Source organism: Bacillota bacterium, from assembly GCA_012842395.1.
GTDB lineage: Bacteria > Bacillota > SHA-98 > UBA4971 > UBA4971 > UBA6256.
Genome location: DUSX01000017.1, coordinates 165,810 through 188,613, shown reverse-complemented (window position 1 = coordinate 188,613; position 22,804 = coordinate 165,810). Strand labels below are relative to the sequence as shown.

The window sequence follows — 22,804 nt, the reverse complement described above, 5'->3', positions numbered from 1 at the left end:
GAAGGGCCTTCGGCCTCCAGGGCCGGGGCCCTTCTGCGCGGAGCCCGGCGCCGCGCGGTTCCATGACTCACCGTCGTCTCTCGTTCGGAATATCATTTAGCGTCATCGAAGTCTGCCATAAAGGAGGATTAGACGCATGCTCCCGAGTTATGTCGTCTACCTCATGGCACTTGCCGCTCTCGTGCGCAGACTGCGCCAGAGCGCACGGGACACAGGGCCCCGGCCCGTCCGCAAGATCGTGTTGTTCAAGCCCGACGTGGACCCTGACAGGGTCCGCTCCATAGTTGAGGAGTGCGGAGGAAAGCTCAAGAAGCAACTGCCGATCGTCAACGGCGCTGCATGCGTTTTCCCCGAGGAAGCTACGGCCATGGGCCTCCTTTCGCGCGCGGGCGAGGTGGCGTGGGTCGAGGACGACCTCGTCATCTCCATAAACAGCGCTTGCTTTTTCGTCCCGAGACCGCGCCCGCGTCCGCGCCAGCAGATAGTCCCGTGGGGAATCGCCAAGGTCCGGGCGCCCGAGGCGTGGGCCCATGCGAGCGGCAGAGGTGTGCGTGTGGCCGTCCTTGACACGGGAATTGACATGAACCACCCGGACCTCAAAGCCAACATCGACGGCGGCTTCGATTGCATCAACGAGACGACGAACGTCATCGATGACAACGGCCACGGCACCCACGTGGCGGGCATCATCGCCGCTTGCAACAACGATCTCGGGGTCGTGGGCGTTGCCCCCGAAGCAAGGCTGTACGCAGTCAAGGCGTTTGACTCGAAAGGACAGGGGCAGGTATCCGATATCGTGCAGGGCGTGGAATGGTGCATCGCGAACCGCGTGCACATCATCAACATGAGCTTCGGGACGATCGACTCCAGTAAAGCCCTGGCGATGGCTATCCAGAAGGCGGCGCAAACCGGCATCATCATGGTAGCCGCCGCTGGCAACGACGGCAGACGCGACAACGTGCTCTATCCGGCCCGCGACCCCAACGTCATTGCCGTCGCCGCTTCAACCCGCGACGACCGGATCGCGGCGTTCAGCAACTCGGGCGAGCAGGTGGCGATGGCTGCTCCAGGGGAAGACATCTACTCGACGTACAGGGAGGGCGGTTACAAGAGCCTGACCGGGACGTCCATGGCATGCCCTCATGTGACGGGAGCCGCGGCTTTGCTCCTCTCCATCTCCCCTGGGCTCGCGAGAGATGGTGTTCGAGAGGTTCTGTGCCGGACGGCTACCAAGCTGCCAGGGTTCTCTCCAGATCAACAAGGGTCGGGCGTGGTGAACGCAGGCGCGGCAGTAACACGCGTGCGCCTGTCCGCCTAGAAACCCGAGCCCGGGTCCTCAAGCCCCCGGCTTTCCTGTGAGTGGCGAGGTGATTCAGTATGGCCCGAATATCCCGTGTCCTCGAGGACGAGACCTTGAGACTGATGAGCCTGCCCAACGTTGTAGGCGTGGGGCGTGGATACAAGGCCACAGCTGGCGTGCGGACTTCCGCTGAGTGCATCGTGGTCCTCGTGAAGCAGAAGGTTCCGGGAAGGGTCCTCGAGGCTCAGGACATGGTGCCCGCCGAAGTGCGTGGGATCCCCACCGATGTGGTGGAGGTCGGAGAGATACGTTTCCTTGGAGCTCGCGTGGGTGCTGCTGACCATGGGGAGGAGAACGTGAGCAGCACGGTCGGCGCCCCGACCTCGGGCTCATGTGCACGCAGGCTGGAGCGGATGCGCCCGGCGCGGCCGGGCGTGAGCATAGGGCACTATCAGACGACAGCCGGCACATTTGGGGCGGTCGTATGGGACAATAAAACGGGCGAGCCTTTCATCCTCTCGTGCAACCATGTGCTGGCAAATGCGACTTCGGGTCGCGATGGCAGGGCAAGGGCGGGCGACCCGATCGTCCAGCCGGGAGCGGCCGACGGGGGGACGGTCGAGCGGGACCGCATAGCTGTCCTGGAAAGGTTTGTGCCGATTCATATGTCCGGCAGGGTGCCTGCATGCATGGCCTCGAGGGCCGCCGAGAAGGCGATGAACAACTGGCTGCGCGCGACCGGAACGTCGGCGCGCGTCGAGATAGTAATAAGGCAGTTCCCGTTTGCGGCGAACACCGTGGACGCGGCGCTCGCCAGGCCGCTCCGCCCCGACTCCATTGAACCATCTATCCTTGACTTGGGCGAGCTCCGGGGCGTGACCGAGCCGGAGCTCGGAATGGCGGTGAGAAAGAGCGGCCGGACAACGGGGGTGACGACCGGCGAAATAACATCGGTCGACACGACGGTTAGGGTGGTATACTCTGGCAACGTCACGGCGATTTTCAGGGATCAGATCGTGACGAGCCCAATGGCTGACGGAGGCGATTCCGGGTCGGTCCTAGTGGACGCCGAGGTGCGGGCGGTGGGCCTCTTGTTCGCCGGCTCCGATAGATCGACGATCTACAATAGAATGACCAGCGTGTTGGACGCTCTGGGCGTCACCACTTGAATTCGAGGCGGGCTCCGTCCGAATCCCAGGCGCCTCGTCGTGCGAGCAGCGACATCCTTACCGCCATCAAGAGCAGAGAAGCAGACTCATCATGCCCGCCGTACTCGGTGACCTTGTATTGCAAGAAAACGGCTGCGCGCAAGGACGCGGCTAAAAGCAGGAAAACGGGACCAAGCGACGAAAAACCAAATGGTGACGCCAAGCAGGGCGGCATGAGACCGTTGGATTCTCCCGCATTGTGCCAGACCAGCTCGATCATAGTACCCAAGGCCGGCGCGGGCTCGCCCAACTTCGCAGCCCCCGGGGGATCACGGGTCGCCGCTGTAAGCTCGCGCGACATCTCGGCACGCGGCCGGCCTCTGTCCGGGGTTGTCTGCTTTGCCCGCCCGGGACCGCGCTTGCGCCGCGCCTCGCTCGAATTCGCTGCGCGGGCGGCTGACGAGACCCGGGAGCCCTGTCGGCTGGTCAACGACAGCCCTGGCACGCTCAAAAAGAGAAAGCGGGGACTCGTGGCGCCATAGTCAGGCGATCTCTGGCTTACACCGGCCTTGGAGGTGAGCGGACGGTGAGAACGTTTGCGATAGTTGCATTGAGCTACCTAATAGGATCGGTCCCCTTTTCATACCTTGCTGCCCGGGCATTTAAGAAGATCGACCTCCGGAAGGTGGGATCTAAGAACGTCGGCACGACCAACGTGGTGAAAACGGCAGGTCTCATCCCCGGTCTTCTTGCGGGCGTAGGCGACTGCGGCAAGGGGATCCTGGCTGTGCTTATCGCGAAAGCCACCGCACCCGAGCTGCCCTGGGCCGCGTTCATCGCGGGTTTGTTCGCGGTGGTGGGTCACAACTGGCCCGTGTGGCTCGGCTTCCACGGGGGCGGGGGCCTCGCAACATGCATCGGCACACTGCTCGTGCTGTCGGCGGCTTCCGTATTCTATCTCCTTGCGCTGTGGGGCGCCTCGTACGTTCTCACGAGGCACAAGTACGCGAGCTCCATGTTCGGTTGCGCGTCGCTGCCCGTGTTTCTCGGGATTTACGAGCAGTCATGGGCGTACTTCGGCTTCGGGCTGGGCATGGGCGTCTTGCTCGGCGTAAAGCAGGTCGTAGCCTGGCTGAGATATGGCACGAAGCCAGACAGCATAGCTGCTTGCTGACTCCCGTGGCGGGCACCGGGTGTTCCGCAGCGTTTTCAGGAGGGGAGCGACGTGTCAAGCAAGGTGTACTTCACGAACATGCGAACGAAGAGCGGTCTTTCTTTGGTGGACAAGGTCGGCGTGCTGTTCGACGCGGCTGGGTTTTCGGAGCTCTTCGAGAAGGATGACCTCGTTGCCATCAAGCTGCACGTAGGTGAGCCCGGGAACCTTGCCTACATTCCGCCGCAACTCGTGAGGAAAGTCGTCGACAAGGTGAAAGCCGCGGGTGCCCGGCCCTTTCTCACCGATTCAAATACGCTATATGTGGGGAGACGGTCGAACGCGGTTGACCACACCGTATCCGCTCTGGAGAACGGCTTTACTTACGCGACCGTTGGGGCCCCCTTCATCGTGGCCGACGGCCTGACCGGCCACGAGCATATGAAAGTGCGCATCGACGGCGTGCGGCTCAAGGAGGTCCGCATAGGCGCGGCGATCGCCCAAGCCGACGCGATGATAGCCCTGTCGCATTTCAAGGGGCATGAGGCTACGGGTTTCGGCGGGGCCATCAAGAACATAGGGATGGGCTCGGCGAGCCGCAGCGGCAAGCAGGAGCAACACTCGGGCCTAAAGCCGGCGGTGCGTCCGGAGAAATGCACAGGGTGCGGAAGGTGTGTCAAGTGGTGCCCCACCGGTGCGCTCTCCGTTGGCGGCGATGACCGCAAGGCCCGTATAGACCCGGAACGCTGCATCGGGTGCGCAGAGTGCACGATAACCTGCAACAACAGAGCTATCAGGGTGGAATGGGAGAAGGGACAGGAAGGGAGTCTCCAGGAGAAGATGGCTGAATACGCGCTGGGAGTGGTGAAGACCAAGGAGGGCAAGTGCGGGTTCATGAACTTCGTCATGAACGTCTCTCCCCAGTGCGATTGCTATGCGTGGAACGATGCGCCCATAGTGCCGAACATCGGCATCCTTGCCTCGCGGGACCCGGTGGCCATAGACGCCGCCTCTGCTGATCTCGTGAACCAAGCGCACGCTCTGCCCGGGTCGGCCATAGAACACATCGCCAGTGCTGACCCCCACTCGGACAAGCTTGCGGCGCTCTACCCGGAGGTAGACTGGACCGTGCAGCTCAGGCACGGCGAGCGGATCGGGCTTGGCACGAGGGACTATACGCTGGTCATGGTGGGCGTGGTCTAGGTATGGTGCCATGAGTTTTCGTCTCCTTTCTTGACGGCGCTAGGGTTGCCGGTGCTTGCGCGACGGGGCGTGGAGGATTCGGATGTGTCCCACGCTGAATTCGAACGAGGCGCGCCGCAAGCACGCCGTCCCCGGATGGCAAGGCCGATAGCCTTAGGCAGGACCCCTCCGCCGAAAAGTGGCGCGAATTCTCGACGACATACTTAGTGTCCTCGTGAAGAGGCACGGATACGTGCACCGCACCGTACTTGGGCTCCGGCTGTGGCAGGGAGTCCGGCCACACGGCGACGAACGACGGGCAGGGTGGTAGATTTCGGGAGTACCTGACGCAACGATGCAGCTCGGAACGAAACTGGGAAGACTATGACCATGAGTGAGCGGACGAGCTCACGCTGCGACCGATAGAAGCGGCCAGGGCGTGAGATGCGGTGGCGGCCTCGCCAAGCGAGGGCGGAAGAGCGCTCCAGACTCTCGGCAGGGGTCGAGGCCGGTCCGCTCAGGCGTCGCGGAAAACGCTGCCGCGTGCCCGCAAGGCCGGGGGCCGGGGCGGGGTCGCCGCGTCGCCGCACGGAGGGCGGAAGAATGCCGGATGCGCACGTTACGGGACGGGACTTCGGGGATGTCGTGGATGAGCTCTACATCGTTGTAGAGAGGTCCGCGCGTGGATGGCTATCGCGGGCGAGATGGCTTCAGCGGAAGGACATGGCGATCGACGGGATCAGGGTGCGCGATCTCGCGACGGTCGCCCGGAACGACGTCATGCACTGCGTTTTGGGCGTCGTTGAGGTGTGGTTCCGCGAGCCAGGCGGCAGACGGGCGAAGGACCCGGAGTTGTACAACGTGCCGATGGTCGTTGCTCTCGAGGGCGTTGACCTGCCGGAGGAACCGTTCGCTGAGATCGCCGGCCCAGGCTACCGAGCCCTTGTCTGCGATGGCACAGGCACCGCGATGTTCGCCGGAGCGATGCTGAGCTATGTGGACCAGGGGTCCTCGCTCCCTGCTGTCCAGGGCGTGTTCGAATTCCGCAGCGTGGAGCCGACACAGAGCTCCTTGGCGCCCGAGGCTAGGAGGCTTCCGGACGCATCCACGAATACGCTGGTGGCGGTGGATTCGACGCATGTCATCAAGGTTTATCGCAGAATGGTGAATGGTACATCTCCAGACCTGGAGATGAGCGTAAACCTCACGAGAGCAGGCTTCCGTCACACGCCTGCTGCGGTCGGCTACGCTGTGTACCGTGCCCATGACGGAAGCTCCTTCCCGGTCCTCCTTGTGCAGCGATTCGTGATGAACCAAGGCGAAGCATGGCGCTTGTTCCTTGCGGGCGCGTTGGATTTCGTTCGCGGCGTGGAGCCCGATGCGCGAGTCCGCGACGAAAGCCGGAAGGCCCGGCTCGGCGAGATCACTGCCATGCTCCACGACGCCTCTGCGAGCATTGACGACGAGCCGTTCCGACCAGAGGAATTCGAGGCCGCGGACGTTGCCAGCCTCGAGCAAAGCCTCGAGGCGGCGGTGGCCGGCTCGGTGGAGGCTCTACAGCGGGCGGAGGCACGATACGAGCCGCAGCAAGTCGGGAGGATGAGAGACGTCTCTGCCCGGGGGCGGGACATTGTCCAGCTCGTGAGACGCGCGTCGCGCGTGCTCATGTCCTCCGACGACCTCGGGAAGAAGATCCGGATCCACGGCGACCTACACCTCGGGCAGTTCCTGATGGTTTGCGGGGACGGCGGAGGCATGCCTGAGGACTTCGTCGTGATCGACTTCGAAGGAGAGCCACTTCGGCCTGTCGAGGAAAGGAGGCGTAAGGCCAGCCCCCTTCGTGACGTGGCCGGGATGCAGAGATCCTTCGACTATGTTGCTTACTCTGCGGCTTTCGCCGCTCTCGAGGAAGGCGCGAAGCGGGCCGGTAACGGGCTGGGCGGCAGCGCCCAAATGCCGGGACCCAGGGCCGGGGTGGGGGCGGGAGCAGGGGAGCGCCCAGACGACCCCTTGAGGAGGGCCAGGACATGGGGTCGGCACGCGGGAGGCTCGTTTCTGGCAGGTTATCTGCGCAGGGCACGCTGCAGCCCGCTGGGGCTCGTGCCGCGGAACGATAGGGACTTCAAGCTCCTCCTTACGTGCTTCAAGCTGGAGAAAGCGCTGTATGAGGTGAGATACGAGCTTGGGAACCGGCCGTCGTGGGTGGAGATCCCCCTTGCGGGGGTGTTAGATTGTGTCGACGAGCTCGGCAGCCTTGTCGGCACTCCGTGAGGCAACACCCTCCACGGCAGGCTCGTCGCGGCGGCGCGATAGCGGCGGGGCGGCAGCGTCGCGACAAGGAGGACAACGACCACGGGCAACGAATGAGCCGGGCGACGAGGAGGCCTGAAAATCCGATGGCGAAGCGACTATCCGTGACTCTCATGACGAACGAGTACCCGCCAAACGTGTATGGAGGCGCGGGGGTGCATGTTGACTACCTCTCCCGCGCGCTGGCGAAGTTGATGGATGTGGAGGTCAGGTGCTTCGGAGAAGAGCGGCCTCCCGCATCCAACGGACTCGCGGTGCGGGCCTATAGACCCTGGGATCTCGTGACAAGATGTGGCGATAAGCGCCTCGCTAAAGCCCTTTCGCCCCTTTCGACGGACCTTGCGATGGTGAGCGACCCGGTCACGGCGGATGTGGTTCATTGCCATACCTGGTACACTTTCATGGCTGGGTTCTACGCGAAGGAGCTTTATGGAAAGCCGCTCGTGACCACCATCCACAGCCTCGAGCCGCTCCGCCCGTGGAAGGAGGAACAGCTCGGCCCGGCTTACAAACTGAGCCGGTGGATGGAACGCACGGGGGTGCTCGCATCCGACAGGGTCATCGCTGTCTCAAAGGGCATGAAGGACGACATCTTGAAATGTTACACCATTCCCGAGGATCGCATCCGTGTCATCCATAATGGCATCGACCCGGACGAGTACAAACCCACACCTGGCAACGACGCGCGAAGAAGGTACGGGATAGGTGATGACTATGTGCTCTTCGTAGGGCGAATGAGCAGGCAGAAGGGAATAGTCCACCTGCTGGACGCCGTGGCGCACTTGCCCGAAGACACGCAGGTCGTTCTCTGCGCTGGAGCACCCGACACCGAGGAGATCGAGCGAGAGGTCGTGGAGCGGGCCGAAGGGAAGCGGAACGTTGTGCTTATCCGGGAGATGGTGCCGAAGGACCGGCTCATCGAGCTGTACACGAATGCCCGCGTGTTCTGTTGCCCGTCAGTCTACGAGCCGTTCGGCATAATCAACCTTGAAGCCATGGCTTGCGAGACTCCCGTGGTGGCATCGGCCGTCGGGGGAATACCCGAGGTCGTCGTGGATGGCGAGACCGGGTTCCTGGTCAGGCCCGGCGACCCCGAGGCCCTCGCCAAGGCGATCAACACCCTGTTGGCCAACCCCGAGCTCGCCAGGTCGTTCGGCAAGGCTGGCCGCAGGCGCGTCGAGGCGCAGTTCAGTTGGGATTCCATTGCTCGCCAGACGAGAGACTTGTATGCGGAGCTGGTTGCGTCCGGCCAGGCGGGGTGCGAGTGACGCGACGGGCTCAAGTTCCCTGCCCGTTTCCTCCGCCCGTATCGCCTTCCGTTCCGCCCTCGCCTCCGGTATCAGCAGCGGGTCCGTGCTGGGCCTCGATCACGTCCCCTGGAACTGTGTCGGCGCAACTAGCGCCGCCGCCGTCAGCACTGTCATTGCCTGGGCGGGCGGCGTTGCCAGCCTTCGCCGGCCCGGCCCTGGCGCCGCCACCATCTGCGCTGGCGCTGGCCTCGAGCCGCCATTCGAAGTAGGCCCAGATGCCGTTCGCTATGCCGCGCGCGGCCTTTTCTCGAAAGGCAGGGTCGATGAGGAGCAACTCCTCCGTGAGATTCGACATGAAGAGCACCTCGACCAGGCACGAAGGCATCGTTGCCTCTCGGATCACGTAAAGATCCGGCCTCTCGCGAGTTCCGCGGTCCAGGCGACCTGTCTCCTTGACGAGGCTCGCCTGAACGCACTGCGCCAGCCGGCTGCTCATCGGCACGTTTGAGCAGAACAGCGTCTCTGTGCCCGCGGGTTCGTCGGTTCTGCCCGCGTTTGCGTGTACGCTCACAAAGGCGTCGGCGCGCGCGTCGGCCGCGATCCTCACCCTTTCCGGCAGGAAGACGCTCACGTCGTCAGTTCGGGTGAGGACGGCCTTGGCTCCCGCCTCCTCCAGCATTGCAGCGAGGCGTTTCGCGATGTCGAGGGTCACGGCTTTCTCCTGCAGGCCCGTGGAGCCGATGGCCCCCGGGTCGGTCCCGCCGTGTCCGGGGTCCACCGCTATCGTCTTCTGGTACAGTGGGGAGCGCGTGATCTCAACGGCCGTCTCGTCCCACGTTCCGCACGGTCCAGGCCCCCTGGGTAATTCGGTATGGCCGACGTAGTAGGGCATGTCCACCACGACCCTCACGGTCATCGGTCCGAACTGGGCCAGCCGTATCCTGTCGACCGTGCCGTCTCCCACCTCGATGGTGGAGTCGGGCGAGTCCAAGACGGAATCGTCGAAGTCCATAACGATCCTGTGAGGGTCTGTGAGGCGCGTGATCTTCACGGGCGGCAAGCCCGTGGATTTCACGCTTACACGCGTGGATTTGAGGCTTGTTGCAAAATCCGCGCCAAGGATCCGATGGCCGAAATCCACCACGACTTCCCCGGGCCTGTCGGGCGACGTGAACACGGAATACGTCGTTTCCTTGACGAGGTCCACAACCACTCGTACGGTGTCCGGCGAATGCTGGCTTGCCCGGATCTGGCGGGCTATTGCGTGAGACACGGGCATCGGGGGAGGGTTGCCCACCAAGACCGCATCGGCGAGGTCCACCACTATCCTTGGCGGTTCGATGAGCACGGACGTCTTATAGCCGAGCCTTCCGCTGCCCCTGATGACGGCCTCGGCCCGTCCGTCTACCTCCCGAAACTCCACGCCGGTGACGCGCTTGGGAAACGTGACCACGATCTGGCGAGGGTCCTCCTCCGGCTGGCTTACGGTGCATGACGACTCCTGGCAAAGGTCAACCACGAGTCGAACCACAGTCGAGCTGAACTGGGCGATCCTCACCTTGTCGATGATCCCATCAGCCACGGCGAGAGGCTCGGGGCGGGAGGGCAGCACCGCGCCCACAATGTCGACGACGAGCCGCGGCGGGTCCTTGAGCGCGAACGACCGCCATGATGCCGCTCCGCGGCCCCCGAGCGACACCGTCACAGTGCCCCGCCCGTCGACCTCAGCATAGTTGACCCCGACGACGCGCGCGAGCTCCTGACCGGAGTCGGCCGGCGTTGACGCGGACGCGGGCACAGCCGCGAGCGAGCGCGCGCACAACGCGAGAAGCCCCGCCACAATGAGGAAGACCGAGAGCAGCTGGGTTTGTGCGCAACCTCGAGGTTTCAACATTGCGCCTCCAACGATTCGACTGCAGCCAGGTTCTCTTTCGACTCCGTTCAGCAATTTCCTCTTCCAAAGGGCGAGTGATCGAGAGCTCATCGGGAGCTCAATGAGGGCGTCTGCGTTCCCCCGTTCCGGGCGGTCGCACGTATGTCGCGACGATGTGGAGCGCATGCCCGGGCTGAAGGCCAGGACGCGCAGCCAGCGCGCATAGCTGCGGCCAGTCCGCGCTGTGCGCTTCTTCACTTCACCTGGACAGCCCGGTAATATGAAGTGTGAGGTGAGCAGGTTGGACGGGGGTTTCGAGCATACCGGCAGCCGAATCAGAAGACTTCGCCGCCTGAGACGCATGACCCAGGAACAGCTCGGAGAGCTTACCGGCCTGCACGTGAGTTACATCGGGCAGCTCGAGCGCGGCCAGAGAACCCCGTCCGTCAAGACCCTCGATGCTATCGCCAAGGCCCTGCAGGTTGACCCGGCGCTGCTGGTGAAATCCACCGGCGATGGCGATGATGAATCCCTCGTCGAAGACCTCCTAGCTCTCGTTGCAGGCGCGTCGCCTGAGCAGGTGAAGCTCATCACGAGGATAGCGGAGACGGTGCTCTCCTCGGGCTACCGGGTCGCGGACCGCGGTCCCGACGCGAAAGCCGAGCCCACCCCAGACGCGCCGGACGGGCCGTCCAAGTGATCCTCACCAGTCCCGTCTACTGACCGAAACATGACCGAAACGGTGAGCGTCGCGCCAGCCGATTCTCTCTCATGCCAAGCCTCCACGGACCGCGGCGTCCCTTTGCTTCCATGTTGGAAAGGTGAGGCCCCTGAAACATGGTGTTTACCAGGGTTGCTATGATGCTTCACGCACGCGTATAATAAGCATCGCAACGATAGTGAGCATTGCAGCGTTGTGTTGGAGGCGACCCCGGTGGACGGACGGCCGATCGGCGTATTCGACTCCGGTGTGGGCGGGCTTACCGTGGTACGCGAGCTGTGGCGCCGGCTTGCAAGCGAGCGCGTCCTGTATTTCGGCGACACCGCGAGGGTGCCCTACGGCGGAAGACCCGCCTTCGAGATAGAGACCTTCGCGAGGCAGATCATGTCCTACCTTAGGGAACGCGGGGTCAAACTCATTATCGTGGCATGCAACACCACTTCAGCCCTGGCTTTGGACAAAGTCGAGCGCGAGTTCGACCTGCCCCTCGTGGGTGTTTTGAGGCCTGGGGCGCGTGCCGCGACGAAGGCTACGCACACCGGCAAGATCGGGGTCATCGCAACTGAGGGCACGGTTCGAAGCGGCGCTTACGAGAGGGCCATAAGAGCATTGATGCCGCACGCGGACGTCGTCTCGCAAGGCTGCCCCCTGCTCGTCCCCATCGTCGAGGCTGGCCGGGCCGACTCTCCAGAAGCCATGAACGCTCTCCGTGAGTACCTTGCCCCGGTCATGGAACGCGGCGTCGACACACTCGTGCTCGGTTGCACTCACTACCCTTTCCTCGCGGACGGCATAAGGCGGATCGTGGGACCGGGTGTGGCCGTTGTAGATCCTGCGGGCGAGACCGTGGAGACGGTGTCGGCGCTCCTGAATGACCTTGGCCTCGCGAGCTCCTCGCGGACAGGGCCTGACGAGTTTATGGTGAGCGGCGATCCTGCAGGATTTGCGCGTGTTGCGGAGAAACTACTTGGCAGCCGGATCCCGCCTGTAGCCAGGGTCGCCTTAGCGGAGCTGCAACGAAGCTAAGATGCGCGGGTCTCCGCTTTGAGGGATTTCGAGCTTATAGGCTTACGGGTTTTGAGAGGTCCACAGGGTTTCTTCTTTGGCAAAGAGAGCGGGTCTTCGGCAATCCGGCAAAGGGGCCGGCCGGCGGGCCGGTGCACAGACGGGCGGGTGGAGGACCGGGCAGGCGTTGTCAAGGAGGCGGTCGTGACGTGCCGAGGCAAGACGGCAGAGCGAACCATGAGATTCGTCCGGTCAGGATTACAAGGGGGTACATGAAATACGCCGAAGGCTCGGCGCTGATAGAGGTGGGCGACACGCGGGTCGTGTGCACGGCCACGCTCGAGGATCGAGTGCCGCAGTTCCTGAAGGGGCAGGGCAAGGGTTGGGTCACTGCCGAATATGGAATGCTGCCGAGGGCGACGAGCGAACGGAACCCCCGCGAGGCTACGAAGGGCAAGTCCGGCAGGAGTTACGAGATCCAAAGGTTGATAGGCCGAGCGCTCCGAGCCGTCGTGGACCTCGAGGCCCTGGGCGAGCGGACGGTGTGGGTCGACTGCGATGTGATCCAGGCCGATGGGGGCACGCGCACGGCTGCCATCACGGGCGCCTTCGTTGCTCTCGTGGAGGCTCTTTCTCTGCTCTCCTGCGATGACGGGGAGGCCGGCGACGCGGAGGGCGCTGGCCGCGCTGCCGGACGGGAGCTCGCCCACCCCATCCCGGTGAAGGATTTCATCGCCGCGACGAGCGTCGGCATCGTCGACGGCGAGCTGCTCGCCGACCTCTCCTTTGACGAGGATTCCCGCGCGAGCGTCGACATGAACGTGGTGATGACCGGGGGCGGCAAGTTGGTGGAGGTCCAAGGGACCGCAGAGGGGCATCCATTCTCCAAGGCGGACTTGGATAGGATGCTCAGGCTCGCCAAGGGTGCCATCGACACGCTCGTCAGCATCCAGCGTGAAGTCCTCGGTGAGCTTGCGGCAAAGGTGGGTCGCTGAGTTGTGTCGGCTTGTGCTCGCGACGAGGAACCCAGGCAAAGTGGAGGAGATGCGGGCCATCCTGCGCTTGGGCGGGCTCGGCTCGGTGAAGGTGCTCTCTTCCGCGGATTTCCCCGGGCTTGGCGATGTTGAGGAGAACGGCGAGACCTTCGAGGAGAACGCCAAGAAAAAGGCGCTTGCTGTGGCGGAGGCTACGGGCGAGGTGACGGTGGCCGATGACTCCGGCCTCGAAGTCGACGTCCTCGGCGGCGCGCCTGGGGTGAGGTCAGCGCGGTTTGCGGGAGAGGCGATCCCGCGTGGAGAGTCGCGTGACAAGGCCAATCGCGAGAAACTGCTCCTGCTTCTTAAGGGCGTGCCCGGCCCCGCGCGGACAGCGCGTTTCCGATGCGTGGTCGCGGTTGCATCTCCCGGCGGCCGTGTCCGGACCACCGAAGGCGTGTGTGAAGGGCGCATAATACTTGCTCCTCGTGGGTCAGGTGGATTCGGTTATGACCCGGTGTTCGTCCCAGACGGGTATGACAAGACATTTGCGGAGCTCGGGCCGGAAGTGAAGAATGAGATCAGCCACAGGGCGAGAGCCCTCAGGGCGGCCATTGCGGCGATCCGCGAGCAACTCGGTTTGCCGGCCGCCGGCGGCTTTTGACTTTTGGGGACATTTGCTGTAGAATCTCAAGTTGGGAAAGGCATCACGTCTTGTGTCTCGTTCGGGGCGTAGCGCAGCTTGGTCAGCGCGCCTGCCTTGGGCGCAGGAGGTCGGAGGTTCAAATCCTCTCGCCCCGACCATCTTTTTCTGCGTTCCTTTCTTTCACGCAGTTGTTCCCTCGCCTGTCCATGCGCCTCCAGTGTTCCAGCAACGACTGGTGCGAACCATGAGCCTCGGGCGGGCGCATGCCCGCAGGTCTCAGGGGCCACCGCCGCTACGGATGGCCTTGTGGTCCGTTGGCGTCCCGAAAGTTGACCGCAACGGTCTGAAGGGGAAATCCTTCCTGCGCAGAATTACCTATGGGGGAGTTTCCTAATACTCACGTAGGAGGGGTGTCAATGTCTCCGTTTACAGTGCGGTCTAGGAAGCTTGTAGGCGTCGGGATGCTCGTATTCCTTCTTTCGCTGCTGTGCGCTCTGCCCGCTGTAGCCGCGCAGTCGGCAAGCGGTCACATCGTCATCCTTTACAGCAATGACATTCACGGGCGGCTTGAATCGTTCAAGCCGTCAGGGTCTGACCAGGCGATGGGCGGCGTGGTCAAGCTCGCGACTCTCGTGGAAGATGTGGTGAAGAGAGAGGGCAAGAACGTCCTCATCTTGAACGCAGGGGATTCCATACACGGCACCAACATAGTGAACCTGTTCGAAGGGAAGCCCATGGTCGAAGCCCTGGAGGCGGTGGGCGTCGAGGCCATGGCCGTGGGCAACCACGAGTTCAATTACGGTCAGCCGGTGTTGCTCGAAAGGGCGCAGGAAGCGGGCTTTCCGTTCCTATCGGCCAACACCATTCAGGAGAAGGACGGGCGCGCGCTCCTTCCCGGGGTGCTCATCGTGTCGGTGGGCAGCATCCGCGTCGGCATCCTTGGCCTATCGCCCCTCGATACCTACACGTCAACCCATCCGAAGAACGTCCAGGGCCTCGAGTTCGTCGACCCCATCAGGATAGCGAGCTGGATGGTGCCCTTCCTGCGCGAGCAGGAGAACGTGGACCTCGTGATCGCTCTCACCCACATAGGGTATGAAGACGACAAGCGGTTGGCCGCCGCGGTGCCCGGCATCGACATCATCGTGGGCGGACACAGTCACACGAAGTTGGAGAAACCCGAGAAGGTTGGAGACACCATCATAGTCCAGGCCGGCGAGTACGCCCAGTACCTCGGAAGGCTCGACGTCACCGTGGAAGGCGGCAAGGTCACGACCTTCGCCGGCGAGTTGCTGCCGGTGGGCGCGGACGTGGCCGACGACCCGGCGGTGGGCGCCATCGTCTCTACCTATGGGAGCCAGCTTGATGAAAAGCTGTCGGTGGTCGTGGGCGAGTCCCTTGTGCCTCTGGATGGGGAGCGCTCAAACGTTCGCACGCGTGAGACCAACCTGGGGAACCTGGTCGCCGACATCATGCGCGAGGCGGGGCAGGCTGACATCGGTTTCACCAACGGAGGCGGCATTCGCGCATCCATAGATGCGGGGCCGATCACCGTCGGCGAGATCTTCACGACGCTGCCGTTCGACAACACCCTTGTGGTGCTCGAGGTGACGGGGGCAAACATCAAGGCTGCGTTGGAGCACTCCGTGAGCGCATATCCCGAGCAGCTCGGTGGTTTCCTGCAGGTCTCAGGCCTGAAGTTCGAGTTCGACCCGTCAAGGCCCGTTGGCCAGCGCGTGACCTCGGTGACGGTCGGCGGCGCACCTCTAGACCCGAACAAGCTCTACACTGTCGCCACCAACGATTTCACGGCGGCCGGCGGCGACGGGTATGACATGCTCAAGGGCTCGAAGGTGCTATTCTCGTCGGGTGAGCTCCTGCGCGATGTGATGGCCAGGTACATACAGGAGGCCGGCAAGATCGCTCCTGAGGTAGAGGGAAGGATCGTTGTAAAGTAGCTGGCACAGCAGCCAGCGCATCCTGCAACGCGGACGGATAAGCGCAACAGGCGGCTGCGTGCTGCCTGGAGCAGCGCGGGTCCCGGCAGGCGCGCGAGTGGCCGACGCCCGATGGCGAGCTCGAAGGATGATCGGGCTTGCGTCGGGCTCGGCCGGGTTCGGCCGGGGCCTGCCGGGACCCAGGGGACCCAGGCCTAAACGGCATGGCCCGCGCGCGCCCTCGTAACTTTTCCTGAGCGCGCTAGGGCGAGGATGCGCCAGCGTTTCCGACCTTGCCTGAGAGGTTGGCCATGATTGCGGGTTGCACGAGGGGCTCGAAGGCAAGGGCGCGAGAGAGGAGAGACGGAATGCCATGGGCGGTGATGTGCGGAGAGTATTCCCTGAAGGCTTCCTGTGGGGCGCCGCGACGTCCTCCCATCAGGTGGAAGGGAACAACGTGAACAATGACTGGTGGGATTGGGAACAGCTGCCTGGGAAGGTAGCCCACGGAGACAAGTCTGGCGATGCTTGTGACCAGTACAACAGGTACCGGCAGGACTTCGAGATGGCTCGCGACCTGGGCCACAATGCCCACAGGCTTTCGCTCGAATGGAGCAGGATCGAGCCTGAGGAAGGCCGCTTTGACCGGGCAGCGGTCGAGCACTACCGGGACGTGCTGGGCACCTTGAAGTCCCTCGGCATGGCCACCATGGTGACTCTTCACCATTTCACGAACCCAAGGTGGCTTGCGGCCAAAGGCGGCTGGTTGCGCCCAGAGGTCGTCGGGCTGTTCGAGAGGTACTCTCGCCACGTGGCTGTCGAACTCGGGGATCTGGTGGACCTCTGGGTCACCATCAATGAGCCGATGGTGTATGCCACGCAGAGCTTTCTATTTGGGGTCTGGCCTCCTGAGAAGAAGTCAGTCGTGCTGGCGTTTCGTGTGGCGAAAAACCTGGCGAAGGCCCACGGCCGCGCGTATCACGCCATTCATGAGTTGCTCGAGGCACGCGGGATGCGCCCCTTGGTCGGGATCGCGAAGAACATGATGGTTTTCGACCCCAAGAGGCCTGAGAGCCGGTGGGACCGCGCGGTCGCGTCCAAGATCGACCGCATATTCAACAAGTCTTTCCTTGACGCGCTTACTACCGGCGTCATGGCATTCCCGTTGGTTCGGCGCGAGACCGATCCGAAGCTCGCGGGAACCCAGGATTTCATCGGGGTGAACTACTACTCGCGAACTCTTGTAGGTTTCAACATCAGAAAACCCCAGACGCTTTTCATCGACATGGCTGTCAAGGAGGATGTGGAGAAGAACAACCTGGGGTGGGAGATCTACCCGAAGGGCATATACCGAATCCTCATGAGCGTGAAGGAGTACGGGCTCCCGGTATACATCACCGAAAACGGGATCGCGACCACCGATGACAAGCAGCGTGAGCGCTTTCTCGTGTCCCACCTTCGCGAGGTGGCTTCCGCCATCGCAGACGGGGTGGACGTCCGCGGGTATTTCCACTGGTCGCTCGTGGACAACTTCGAATGGAAGGAGGGGTTTACGCCTAGGTTTGGCCTCGTGGAGGTGGACTACAAGACTCAGGCGCGGATCGTCCGTCCGAGCGCGAGACTGTACTCTGAAATCATACGGACTGGGTCGCTGCCTCAGGAACGCCTGCAATAGCTGCTGATCATCATAACCGGCTGACAACACTCGGAGCTTGATGGGTGATACTGCGAAGCGTGGCAGGATCTGCCTTGACAAGCAAAACGTGGCACCAGTATAATGATAATGCGGTCCTACAACGTTATAGGAAGCGCAACCCGGGTGGAGCCGATTCGACCTCGCATGGGCCCAACTCCAGTCCGTCGGGCGTCTCGTTGCATACATCCGTTACGAGTCGATACACCTGTCCCAAAGGGAGATGGGTGTAGCTATCTCGAGAAGTCAAGAGGAGGCGAACCTCGTGAGACACCACCGTGTCCTGATAGCTGCGATGACGCTGGCGCTTCTTGCAGGTGTGGCGGGGCTCTCGCCCGCGCACGTGCTGGGTGCAGATGAACCACTGTATGTGGCGCTCATCTGGCACAATCACCAGCCGTTCTACAAGAACCCCGCTACCGGTGAGTACATGTTGCCGTGGGTCAGGATGCACGCGGTCAAGGATTACTACGACATGGCCTCCATTCTAAAGCAATATCCCAACGTTCATTGCACGTTCAACCTGGTCCCATCCCTCATCTTTCAGCTTGACGAGTGCGCCGCTGGGGTGCGAGACAGATGGCAGATCGTTGCTGAGAAACCTGCGTCCGAGCTGTCCCGCGAGGACAAGGAGTTCCTTCTCAGAAGGTTCTTCGATGCGAATTGGGACAGGATCATCAGCAGGTTCCCACGATACTGGGAGCTATTGCAGAAGCGTGGAGAGACGGTGAGCGACCAAAGCATTGCACGCGCCATAGAGGCGTTTACCGAGCAGGACTACAGAGACCTCCAGGTTTGGTTCAACCTCGCCTGGCTCGACCCGGACTTCAGGGACCAAGACCCCGCCATGAGGGCGCTCGTTCAGAAAGCCCGGGGCTTCACTGAAGAGGACAAGCGCCAAGTGCTTGCGAAGCATACCGAGATCATGAGGGAGATCATCCCGCTTTACCGGTCCATGCAGGACTCCGGCCAGATAGAGATAACTACTACTCCCTTTTACCATCCCATAATGCCGCTCCTATACAACATAGACCTCGCGCGCGTGGCAAGCCCCAGGCTCGATCTGCCCGCCAGCGGTTTCGCGCATCCTGAGGATGTCGAGGCGCAACTCGAGATGGCCGTGAAGTTCTATCAAGACCATTTCGGCCGTGCGCCGCGTGGGTTGTGGCCCTCCGAGCAGGCCGTCGGACAGGACCTCATCGGGATCGTCCATGATGCAGGCTTTCAATGGATGGTGTCGAGCGAAGGGGTGCTCGCTCGGTCCCTCGGCGTGAGCCTCCGTGATGGCTCCGGAAATGTCACGAGACCAGACCTTCTCTACAAGCCTTATGTGGTTGAGGAGAACGGCAAATCCGTTGCCATCCTCTTCCGCGACATAGTTCTCTCTGATAAGATAGGCTTCAGTTATTCCGGGATGAACGGCACCGCCGCTGCGCTGGATCTCATGAATTACCTGCGCAAGGTCAAGCGAGACCTGGCCGGAGTGCCGGGCCCTCACGTGGTGACGATAGCGCTCGACGGCGAGAATTGCTGGGAGTACTATGCCAACGACGGGAAGGAGTTCTTGCACTCGCTCTACGGGATGCTGAACGCTGACCCGGATTTCAGGCTAGTCACGGTCGAGGAGTACTTGAGAGCGCATCCCGCAGAAGCCAGGCTTTCCAGATTACACACAGGCTCCTGGATCTCCGATAACTTGGAGACATGGATAGGCGAAGCCGAGGAAAACAAGGCGTGGGAGTACCTGTCGCGAGCGCGAGACGTTCTTGCTAGGTATTCGGCGGAGAACGCCGACAATGAGGCGGCGCAGCGAGGCATGGCGCTCGCATGGGACGAGCTCTACGCCGCTGAAGGCAGCGACTGGTTCTGGTGGTATGGCAACGACCAGGACTCCGGCAACGACGCTGCGTTCGATGAGCTCTTCAGGACCCACCTCCAGAACGTATACACCGCCATCGGGCAACCTGTTCCTTCGTATCTCTACTTGTCTCTGATCCCGAAGCAAGCGGCCAAGCCCGACGTGAAGATGAGCGGGCTTGCGAGGATAACGCCGGACGGCAGGATCGATGCAGGCGAGTGGTCACCGGCGGCGATGTACTTCAAGACGCAAGCCGCCCCCATGCCATCTGGCGAAGGCGAGATGGTGCTCAGGGCGCTCTGGGTGGGCGTAGACGCAGACAACCTCTACCTGCGCCTCGATGTGAAGGGCGGGCTGGAGAGCTTCTTCGGACAGGACGTCGCCCTCGCGGCGTACCTGTCGAACCCGAGGCGGGCCGAGGCCAACAGCGTTCCCAGGTGGAGCGGGCAAGGGTCTCGCGCAACAGTGCTGGGGTTCGCGCCAGGAACCGAGGTGCTCATCGACCTCCGGGCCATCAAGGGGCCAGGCGTTGCAAAGGCTCGCCTTGCGTTTGCCGACGGGAAAGAGACGTGGGTCGATGCGAACGAAGTCTCGTCCGTCGGGGCAGACCGCACCATTGAGGTCCAGGTCCCCTTTGCCGACATCGGCTTGCGGCCCGGAGAGTCTGCGAGCCTTGCAGTGGTGGCGTCGAGGGGCGGCAGAAACGTCGACCTCTTGCCGCTCGGCGGGCCCGCTGAGGTGAAGGTGCCTGAGGCCATCGTCGGGAAGACGCTGTTCAAATGGGATGACCCTGCCGGCGACGACCACGGCCCCGGTACGTACACCTATCCCTTGAACGCCGTCTTCACCCCGGGTGTGTTCGATATGCTGTCCTTCGAGGTCCTTGAGGTCCAGGACGACATCGTGTTCCAGGTGAGAATAGCGAGCGACATCACGAACCCGTGGAACTCGCCTGTGGGGGTGTCGCTGCAGACCATCGACATCTACATAGATACCGATCACAAACCAGGGTCCGGAAAGACCGAGGCTCTTGGCGGAAGGCACGTGGTCTTCGCACCGGAGTCGGCATGGGAGTACGCCATCTGGGTCGAAGGGTGGAACCAGAAGGTCTTCACGGCCGACGGAAAGGAGGTGCAGGAGGCCGTCCGGGTGAGCCACGACCCGGTCAACAAGGTCATATCCGTGCGCGTGCCCAGGGCCGCCCTGGGCGATCCGCAAGCCAACTGGGGATACCAAGTGTTTCTGATGAGCCAGGAGGGATATCCCTCCCCGGGGAACCTGCGAGTGCGTGAGGTGCTGTCCGTATCTCAGGAGTGGCGCCTCGGCGGGGGAGATGACTCCGAGGGCGACCCGAACGTGATAGACCTGCTTGCGCCCCCGGGCACGACTCAGGAAGACATCCTCGGGGCCTACGATGTGAACGCGGGCAAGCTTGCCGAGGTCCCGATGGTATACGGCGCTGACTGACGTGAGGCCTTTCTTGGCCGGCCTCGGCCGGCTGGAAGGGCGTCCTCGTTCGCGGGCCGGGGCCGCGGCGCGCCGTGGCCGGCGTGCGGATGAGCTTGATCACTCGGCCTTGCGCTGCAGGAGTCGGTGCGATATCATCTGTATGTCGAGAGGCGGGTTCCCAGTGAACACGATCCCGCACAGGAGTGTACGATGGAAGCGTTTCGAAAAAACGAGGACGACCTTGAAGGCGTGAGCGCGCAGACGGGCGGCTGCGGCTCGCCTCAGATCGAACGGCCGCCGGTGCCGGATGAGGCGGCCCGTCTCATTTTGGATGGCCTCTTGCACGAGCAGGACACGCCCTATGTGGAGAGGCCTGATGGAGAGACCGTGGCTATCAGGATCCGCGCGAGGTCGCGGGCGGTATCCGGCGTGGACCTGGCTTTCCGGCGCGAGTCGGCCTCCGGAGGCAGCGTCTACGGGCTTGTTGCCATGGAGCCGTACGCGACCGAGGGCGTGTTCACTCACTATCGCGGGGAGGTCCAGGTCTCCGACGGCGTGCTCCTGTACAGGTTTGTGCTGAGGCCCAGCGACGTCGCAACGTCAGGCGGGAATGCCGGTTCGGGCGGTGTCCTCAAGGTATGGTGCACACCATCCGGGGTTTTCCTTCGGGAGCCCGACCCAAACGACTGGTACACGCTTGACGTCTCGCGGCTCCGGGTTTTCAGAACGCCCGAGTGGGTCCATGACGCAGTGTTCTACCAGATCTTCCCGGACAGGTTCGCAAACGGCGACCCGACCAACGACCCTCCAGGCACTCGCCCGTGGGGTGAGCCGCCTACCCGCGACAATTTCTTCGGCGGGGATTTCCAGGGGATAATCGAGAAGATCCCTTACCTCAGAGACCTTGGGATTACGGCTGTATGGCTGAACCCGATTTTCCAGTCCGTCTCCAATCACAAATACGACACCGCGGACTACATGCGGGTTGACGGCTCATTCGGGGACCTTGCCAAGTTTCGCGAGCTCGTTGAGGCGTTCCATGCCGCGGGCATAAGAGTGGTCCTCGACGGGGTGTTCAACCACACGGGGGACGAGTTCTGGGCATTCCAGGATATCGTGGAGAAAGGACCAGCGTCGCCCTACGTCAACTGGTACCATGTCCACGGGTTCCCCGTCCGCCGCAGCCCGAAACCGAACTATGAGACCTGGTGGGGATTCGCGGACCTACCGAAGCTGAACATGGGGAACCCCGAGGTGCGTGCATATATCCTAAACGCGGTGACCTTCTGGATGAGGGAGGCAGGGATCGACGGGTGGCGGCTGGACGTGCCCAACGAGATCGACCATTCGTTCTGGAAGGTCTTTCGCGACCACGTCAAGAGCATCAATCCTGACGCGTATATAGTTGGTGAGATCTGGCAAGATGGCACGCCGTGGCTCAAGGGTGACGAGTTCGACGCGGTCATGAACTACGTTTTCCGCGATGCCGTGCTTGATTTCTTCGCCAGGAAGAAGGCGTCCGCATCCGAGCTGGTGGCGACGCTAGAAAGGCTGAGGGCCCACTACCCGCACCAGGCCAGCGCAGCGCAGCTCAATCTCCTAGGCAGCCACGACACCGAGCGAGTCCTTACAGCGTTCCACGGCGACAAGCGCCGGATGATCCCCGCTGTGGTGTTTCAGATGGCTTACCTTGGCGCGCCCATGGTGTATTACGGTGATGAGGTCGGGATGGTGGGCGAGAAGGACCCTGGCTGCCGAGGAACCATGGTTTGGGACGAAAGCCTCCAAGATCGTGAGCTGCTTGGACTCTACCGACGGCTCGTGCGGGTGCGCAGGAGGAGCGCGGCGTTGCGCCGTGGTAACGTGCGGTGGCTGCTGGTGGACGACTCCATGAGGACGTTCGCTTTCGCCCGAACCTTTGGGCGCGAGCTCGCGGTGGTCGCTGTATGTGCGGGCGAAAAGCAGGTCACTTTGGACCTCGACCTCGCCGCCGGGTTCGGGGAGGAGGCCGCGTGCGCGCCCTGGTCCGGAGGGCCGCGCGGCGACCGCTGTGCGCATCCCCGCGGCGACAGCTTCTGGGACGCCATCACGGGGCGCATGGTTCCCTCCAAGGGCGGCCGTGTGAGGCTGGAGCAGCTCGGGCCACATCAAGCGGCCATCTTGCTCCCCCTGTCCAGCGAGCCCGATGAGGGTCCGACATGAAAAAAGCGCGCCACGGCGCTTGACAATGCGGTCGAGGCATGCTACATTATGCATAAATACGCACATCCTGGCGAAAGCAGCCTGCGCAGGCCTCGGAAGCACA

Annotated in this window: 15 protein-coding genes and 1 tRNA gene; 15 read left to right on the top strand and 1 reads right to left on the bottom strand. The window is 62.8% G+C overall.

Translation table 11 applies throughout. The annotated features are described in order from the left end of the window. Positions 1 to 136: 136 nt before the first annotated feature. From GX515_05840 to glgA, 6 genes are all read left to right on the top strand, one after another. The gene (locus tag GX515_05840; protein ID HHY32538.1) at positions 137 to 1,318 is read left to right on the top strand and encodes a S8 family peptidase; all 1,182 of its coding nucleotides are present in this window, start codon (positions 137 to 139) and stop codon (positions 1,316 to 1,318) included. Positions 1,319 to 1,377: 59 nt separating this feature from the next. Next, positions 1,378 to 2,469 (top strand): hypothetical protein, encoded by a 1,092-nt coding sequence (locus GX515_05835; GenBank protein HHY32537.1) that lies wholly within the window; start codon positions 1,378 to 1,380, stop codon positions 2,467 to 2,469. Positions 2,470 to 3,034: 565 nt separating this feature from the next. Then, positions 3,035 to 3,622, top strand: a complete 588-nt coding sequence (locus GX515_05830) for a glycerol-3-phosphate acyltransferase (protein ID HHY32536.1) — start codon at positions 3,035 to 3,037, stop codon at positions 3,620 to 3,622. 51 nt (positions 3,623 to 3,673) lie between these two features. Further along, positions 3,674 to 4,804, top strand: a complete 1,131-nt coding sequence (locus GX515_05825) for a DUF362 domain-containing protein (GenBank protein HHY32535.1) — start codon at positions 3,674 to 3,676, stop codon at positions 4,802 to 4,804. Between the two features lie 582 nt (positions 4,805 to 5,386). Then, positions 5,387 to 7,054 carry a hypothetical protein gene (locus tag GX515_05820; GenBank protein HHY32534.1) on the top strand — a complete coding sequence of 556 codons (1,668 nt, stop codon included), beginning with the start codon at positions 5,387 to 5,389 and terminating at the stop codon, positions 7,052 to 7,054. A 152-nt stretch (positions 7,055 to 7,206) separates the two neighbouring features. Beyond that, a complete protein-coding gene (gene glgA, locus GX515_05815) occupies positions 7,207 to 8,361 on the top strand; it encodes a glycogen synthase (GenBank protein HHY32533.1) in 1,155 nt (384 codons plus the stop codon). 10 nt (positions 8,362 to 8,371) lie between these two features. On the opposite strand, the gene GX515_05810 is transcribed toward glgA, so the two are convergent. Further along, entirely contained in the window at positions 8,372 to 10,234 is a 1,863-nt protein-coding gene (locus tag GX515_05810) for an N-acetylmuramoyl-L-alanine amidase (protein HHY32532.1), read from the bottom strand. 262 nt (positions 10,235 to 10,496) lie between these two features. Between GX515_05810 and GX515_05805 the strand changes: the two genes are divergently transcribed. From GX515_05805 to GX515_05765, 9 genes are all read left to right on the top strand, one after another. After that, positions 10,497 to 10,916 (top strand): helix-turn-helix domain-containing protein, encoded by a 420-nt coding sequence (locus tag GX515_05805; GenBank protein ID HHY32531.1) that lies wholly within the window; start codon positions 10,497 to 10,499, stop codon positions 10,914 to 10,916. 234 nt (positions 10,917 to 11,150) lie between these two features. Continuing rightward, positions 11,151 to 11,963 (top strand): glutamate racemase, encoded by an 813-nt coding sequence (locus GX515_05800; GenBank protein ID HHY32530.1) that lies wholly within the window; start codon positions 11,151 to 11,153, stop codon positions 11,961 to 11,963. A 188-nt stretch (positions 11,964 to 12,151) separates the two neighbouring features. Then, complete coding sequence (gene rph, locus GX515_05795; protein HHY32529.1) at positions 12,152 to 12,937, top strand: ribonuclease PH; 786 nt, start codon at positions 12,152 to 12,154, stop codon at positions 12,935 to 12,937. A gap of 1 nt (position 12,938) precedes the next feature. Beyond that, positions 12,939 to 13,580, top strand: coding sequence for an RdgB/HAM1 family non-canonical purine NTP pyrophosphatase (rdgB, locus tag GX515_05790; GenBank protein HHY32528.1), 642 nt, complete (start codon positions 12,939 to 12,941; stop codon positions 13,578 to 13,580). Positions 13,581 to 13,642: 62 nt separating this feature from the next. Next, a tRNA-Pro gene (locus GX515_05785) sits at positions 13,643 to 13,720 on the top strand. 258 nt (positions 13,721 to 13,978) lie between these two features. Continuing rightward, positions 13,979 to 15,520, top strand: a complete 1,542-nt coding sequence (locus tag GX515_05780) for a multifunctional 2',3'-cyclic-nucleotide 2'-phosphodiesterase/5'-nucleotidase/3'-nucleotidase (GenBank protein ID HHY32527.1) — start codon at positions 13,979 to 13,981, stop codon at positions 15,518 to 15,520. A gap of 352 nt (positions 15,521 to 15,872) precedes the next feature. Continuing rightward, the gene (locus GX515_05775) at positions 15,873 to 17,174 is read left to right on the top strand and encodes a glycoside hydrolase family 1 protein (GenBank protein ID HHY32526.1); all 1,302 of its coding nucleotides are present in this window, start codon (positions 15,873 to 15,875) and stop codon (positions 17,172 to 17,174) included. A 283-nt stretch (positions 17,175 to 17,457) separates the two neighbouring features. Beyond that, positions 17,458 to 20,517, top strand: a complete 3,060-nt coding sequence (locus tag GX515_05770; GenBank protein ID HHY32525.1) for a glycoside hydrolase family 57 — start codon at positions 17,458 to 17,460, stop codon at positions 20,515 to 20,517. A gap of 192 nt (positions 20,518 to 20,709) precedes the next feature. Further along, the gene (locus tag GX515_05765) at positions 20,710 to 22,701 is read left to right on the top strand and encodes a glycoside hydrolase family 13 protein (protein HHY32524.1); all 1,992 of its coding nucleotides are present in this window, start codon (positions 20,710 to 20,712) and stop codon (positions 22,699 to 22,701) included. Positions 22,702 to 22,804 lie beyond the last annotated feature (103 nt).

Coding starts and splice junctions, on each gene's coding strand:
- GX515_05840 (HHY32538.1), top strand. CDS start 137: ATGCTCCCGAGTTATGTCGTCTACCTCATGGCACTTGCCGCTCTCGTG.
- GX515_05835 (HHY32537.1), top strand. CDS start 1,378: ATGGCCCGAATATCCCGTGTCCTCGAGGACGAGACCTTGAGACTGATG.
- GX515_05820 (HHY32534.1), top strand. CDS start 5,387: ATGCCGGATGCGCACGTTACGGGACGGGACTTCGGGGATGTCGTGGAT.
- glgA (HHY32533.1), top strand. CDS start 7,207: ATGACGAACGAGTACCCGCCAAACGTGTATGGAGGCGCGGGGGTGCAT.
- GX515_05805 (HHY32531.1), top strand. CDS start 10,497: ATGAAGTGTGAGGTGAGCAGGTTGGACGGGGGTTTCGAGCATACCGGC.
- GX515_05780 (HHY32527.1), top strand. CDS start 13,979: ATGTCTCCGTTTACAGTGCGGTCTAGGAAGCTTGTAGGCGTCGGGATG.
- GX515_05775 (HHY32526.1), top strand. CDS start 15,873: ATGGGCGGTGATGTGCGGAGAGTATTCCCTGAAGGCTTCCTGTGGGGC.
- GX515_05765 (HHY32524.1), top strand. CDS start 20,710: ATGGAAGCGTTTCGAAAAAACGAGGACGACCTTGAAGGCGTGAGCGCG.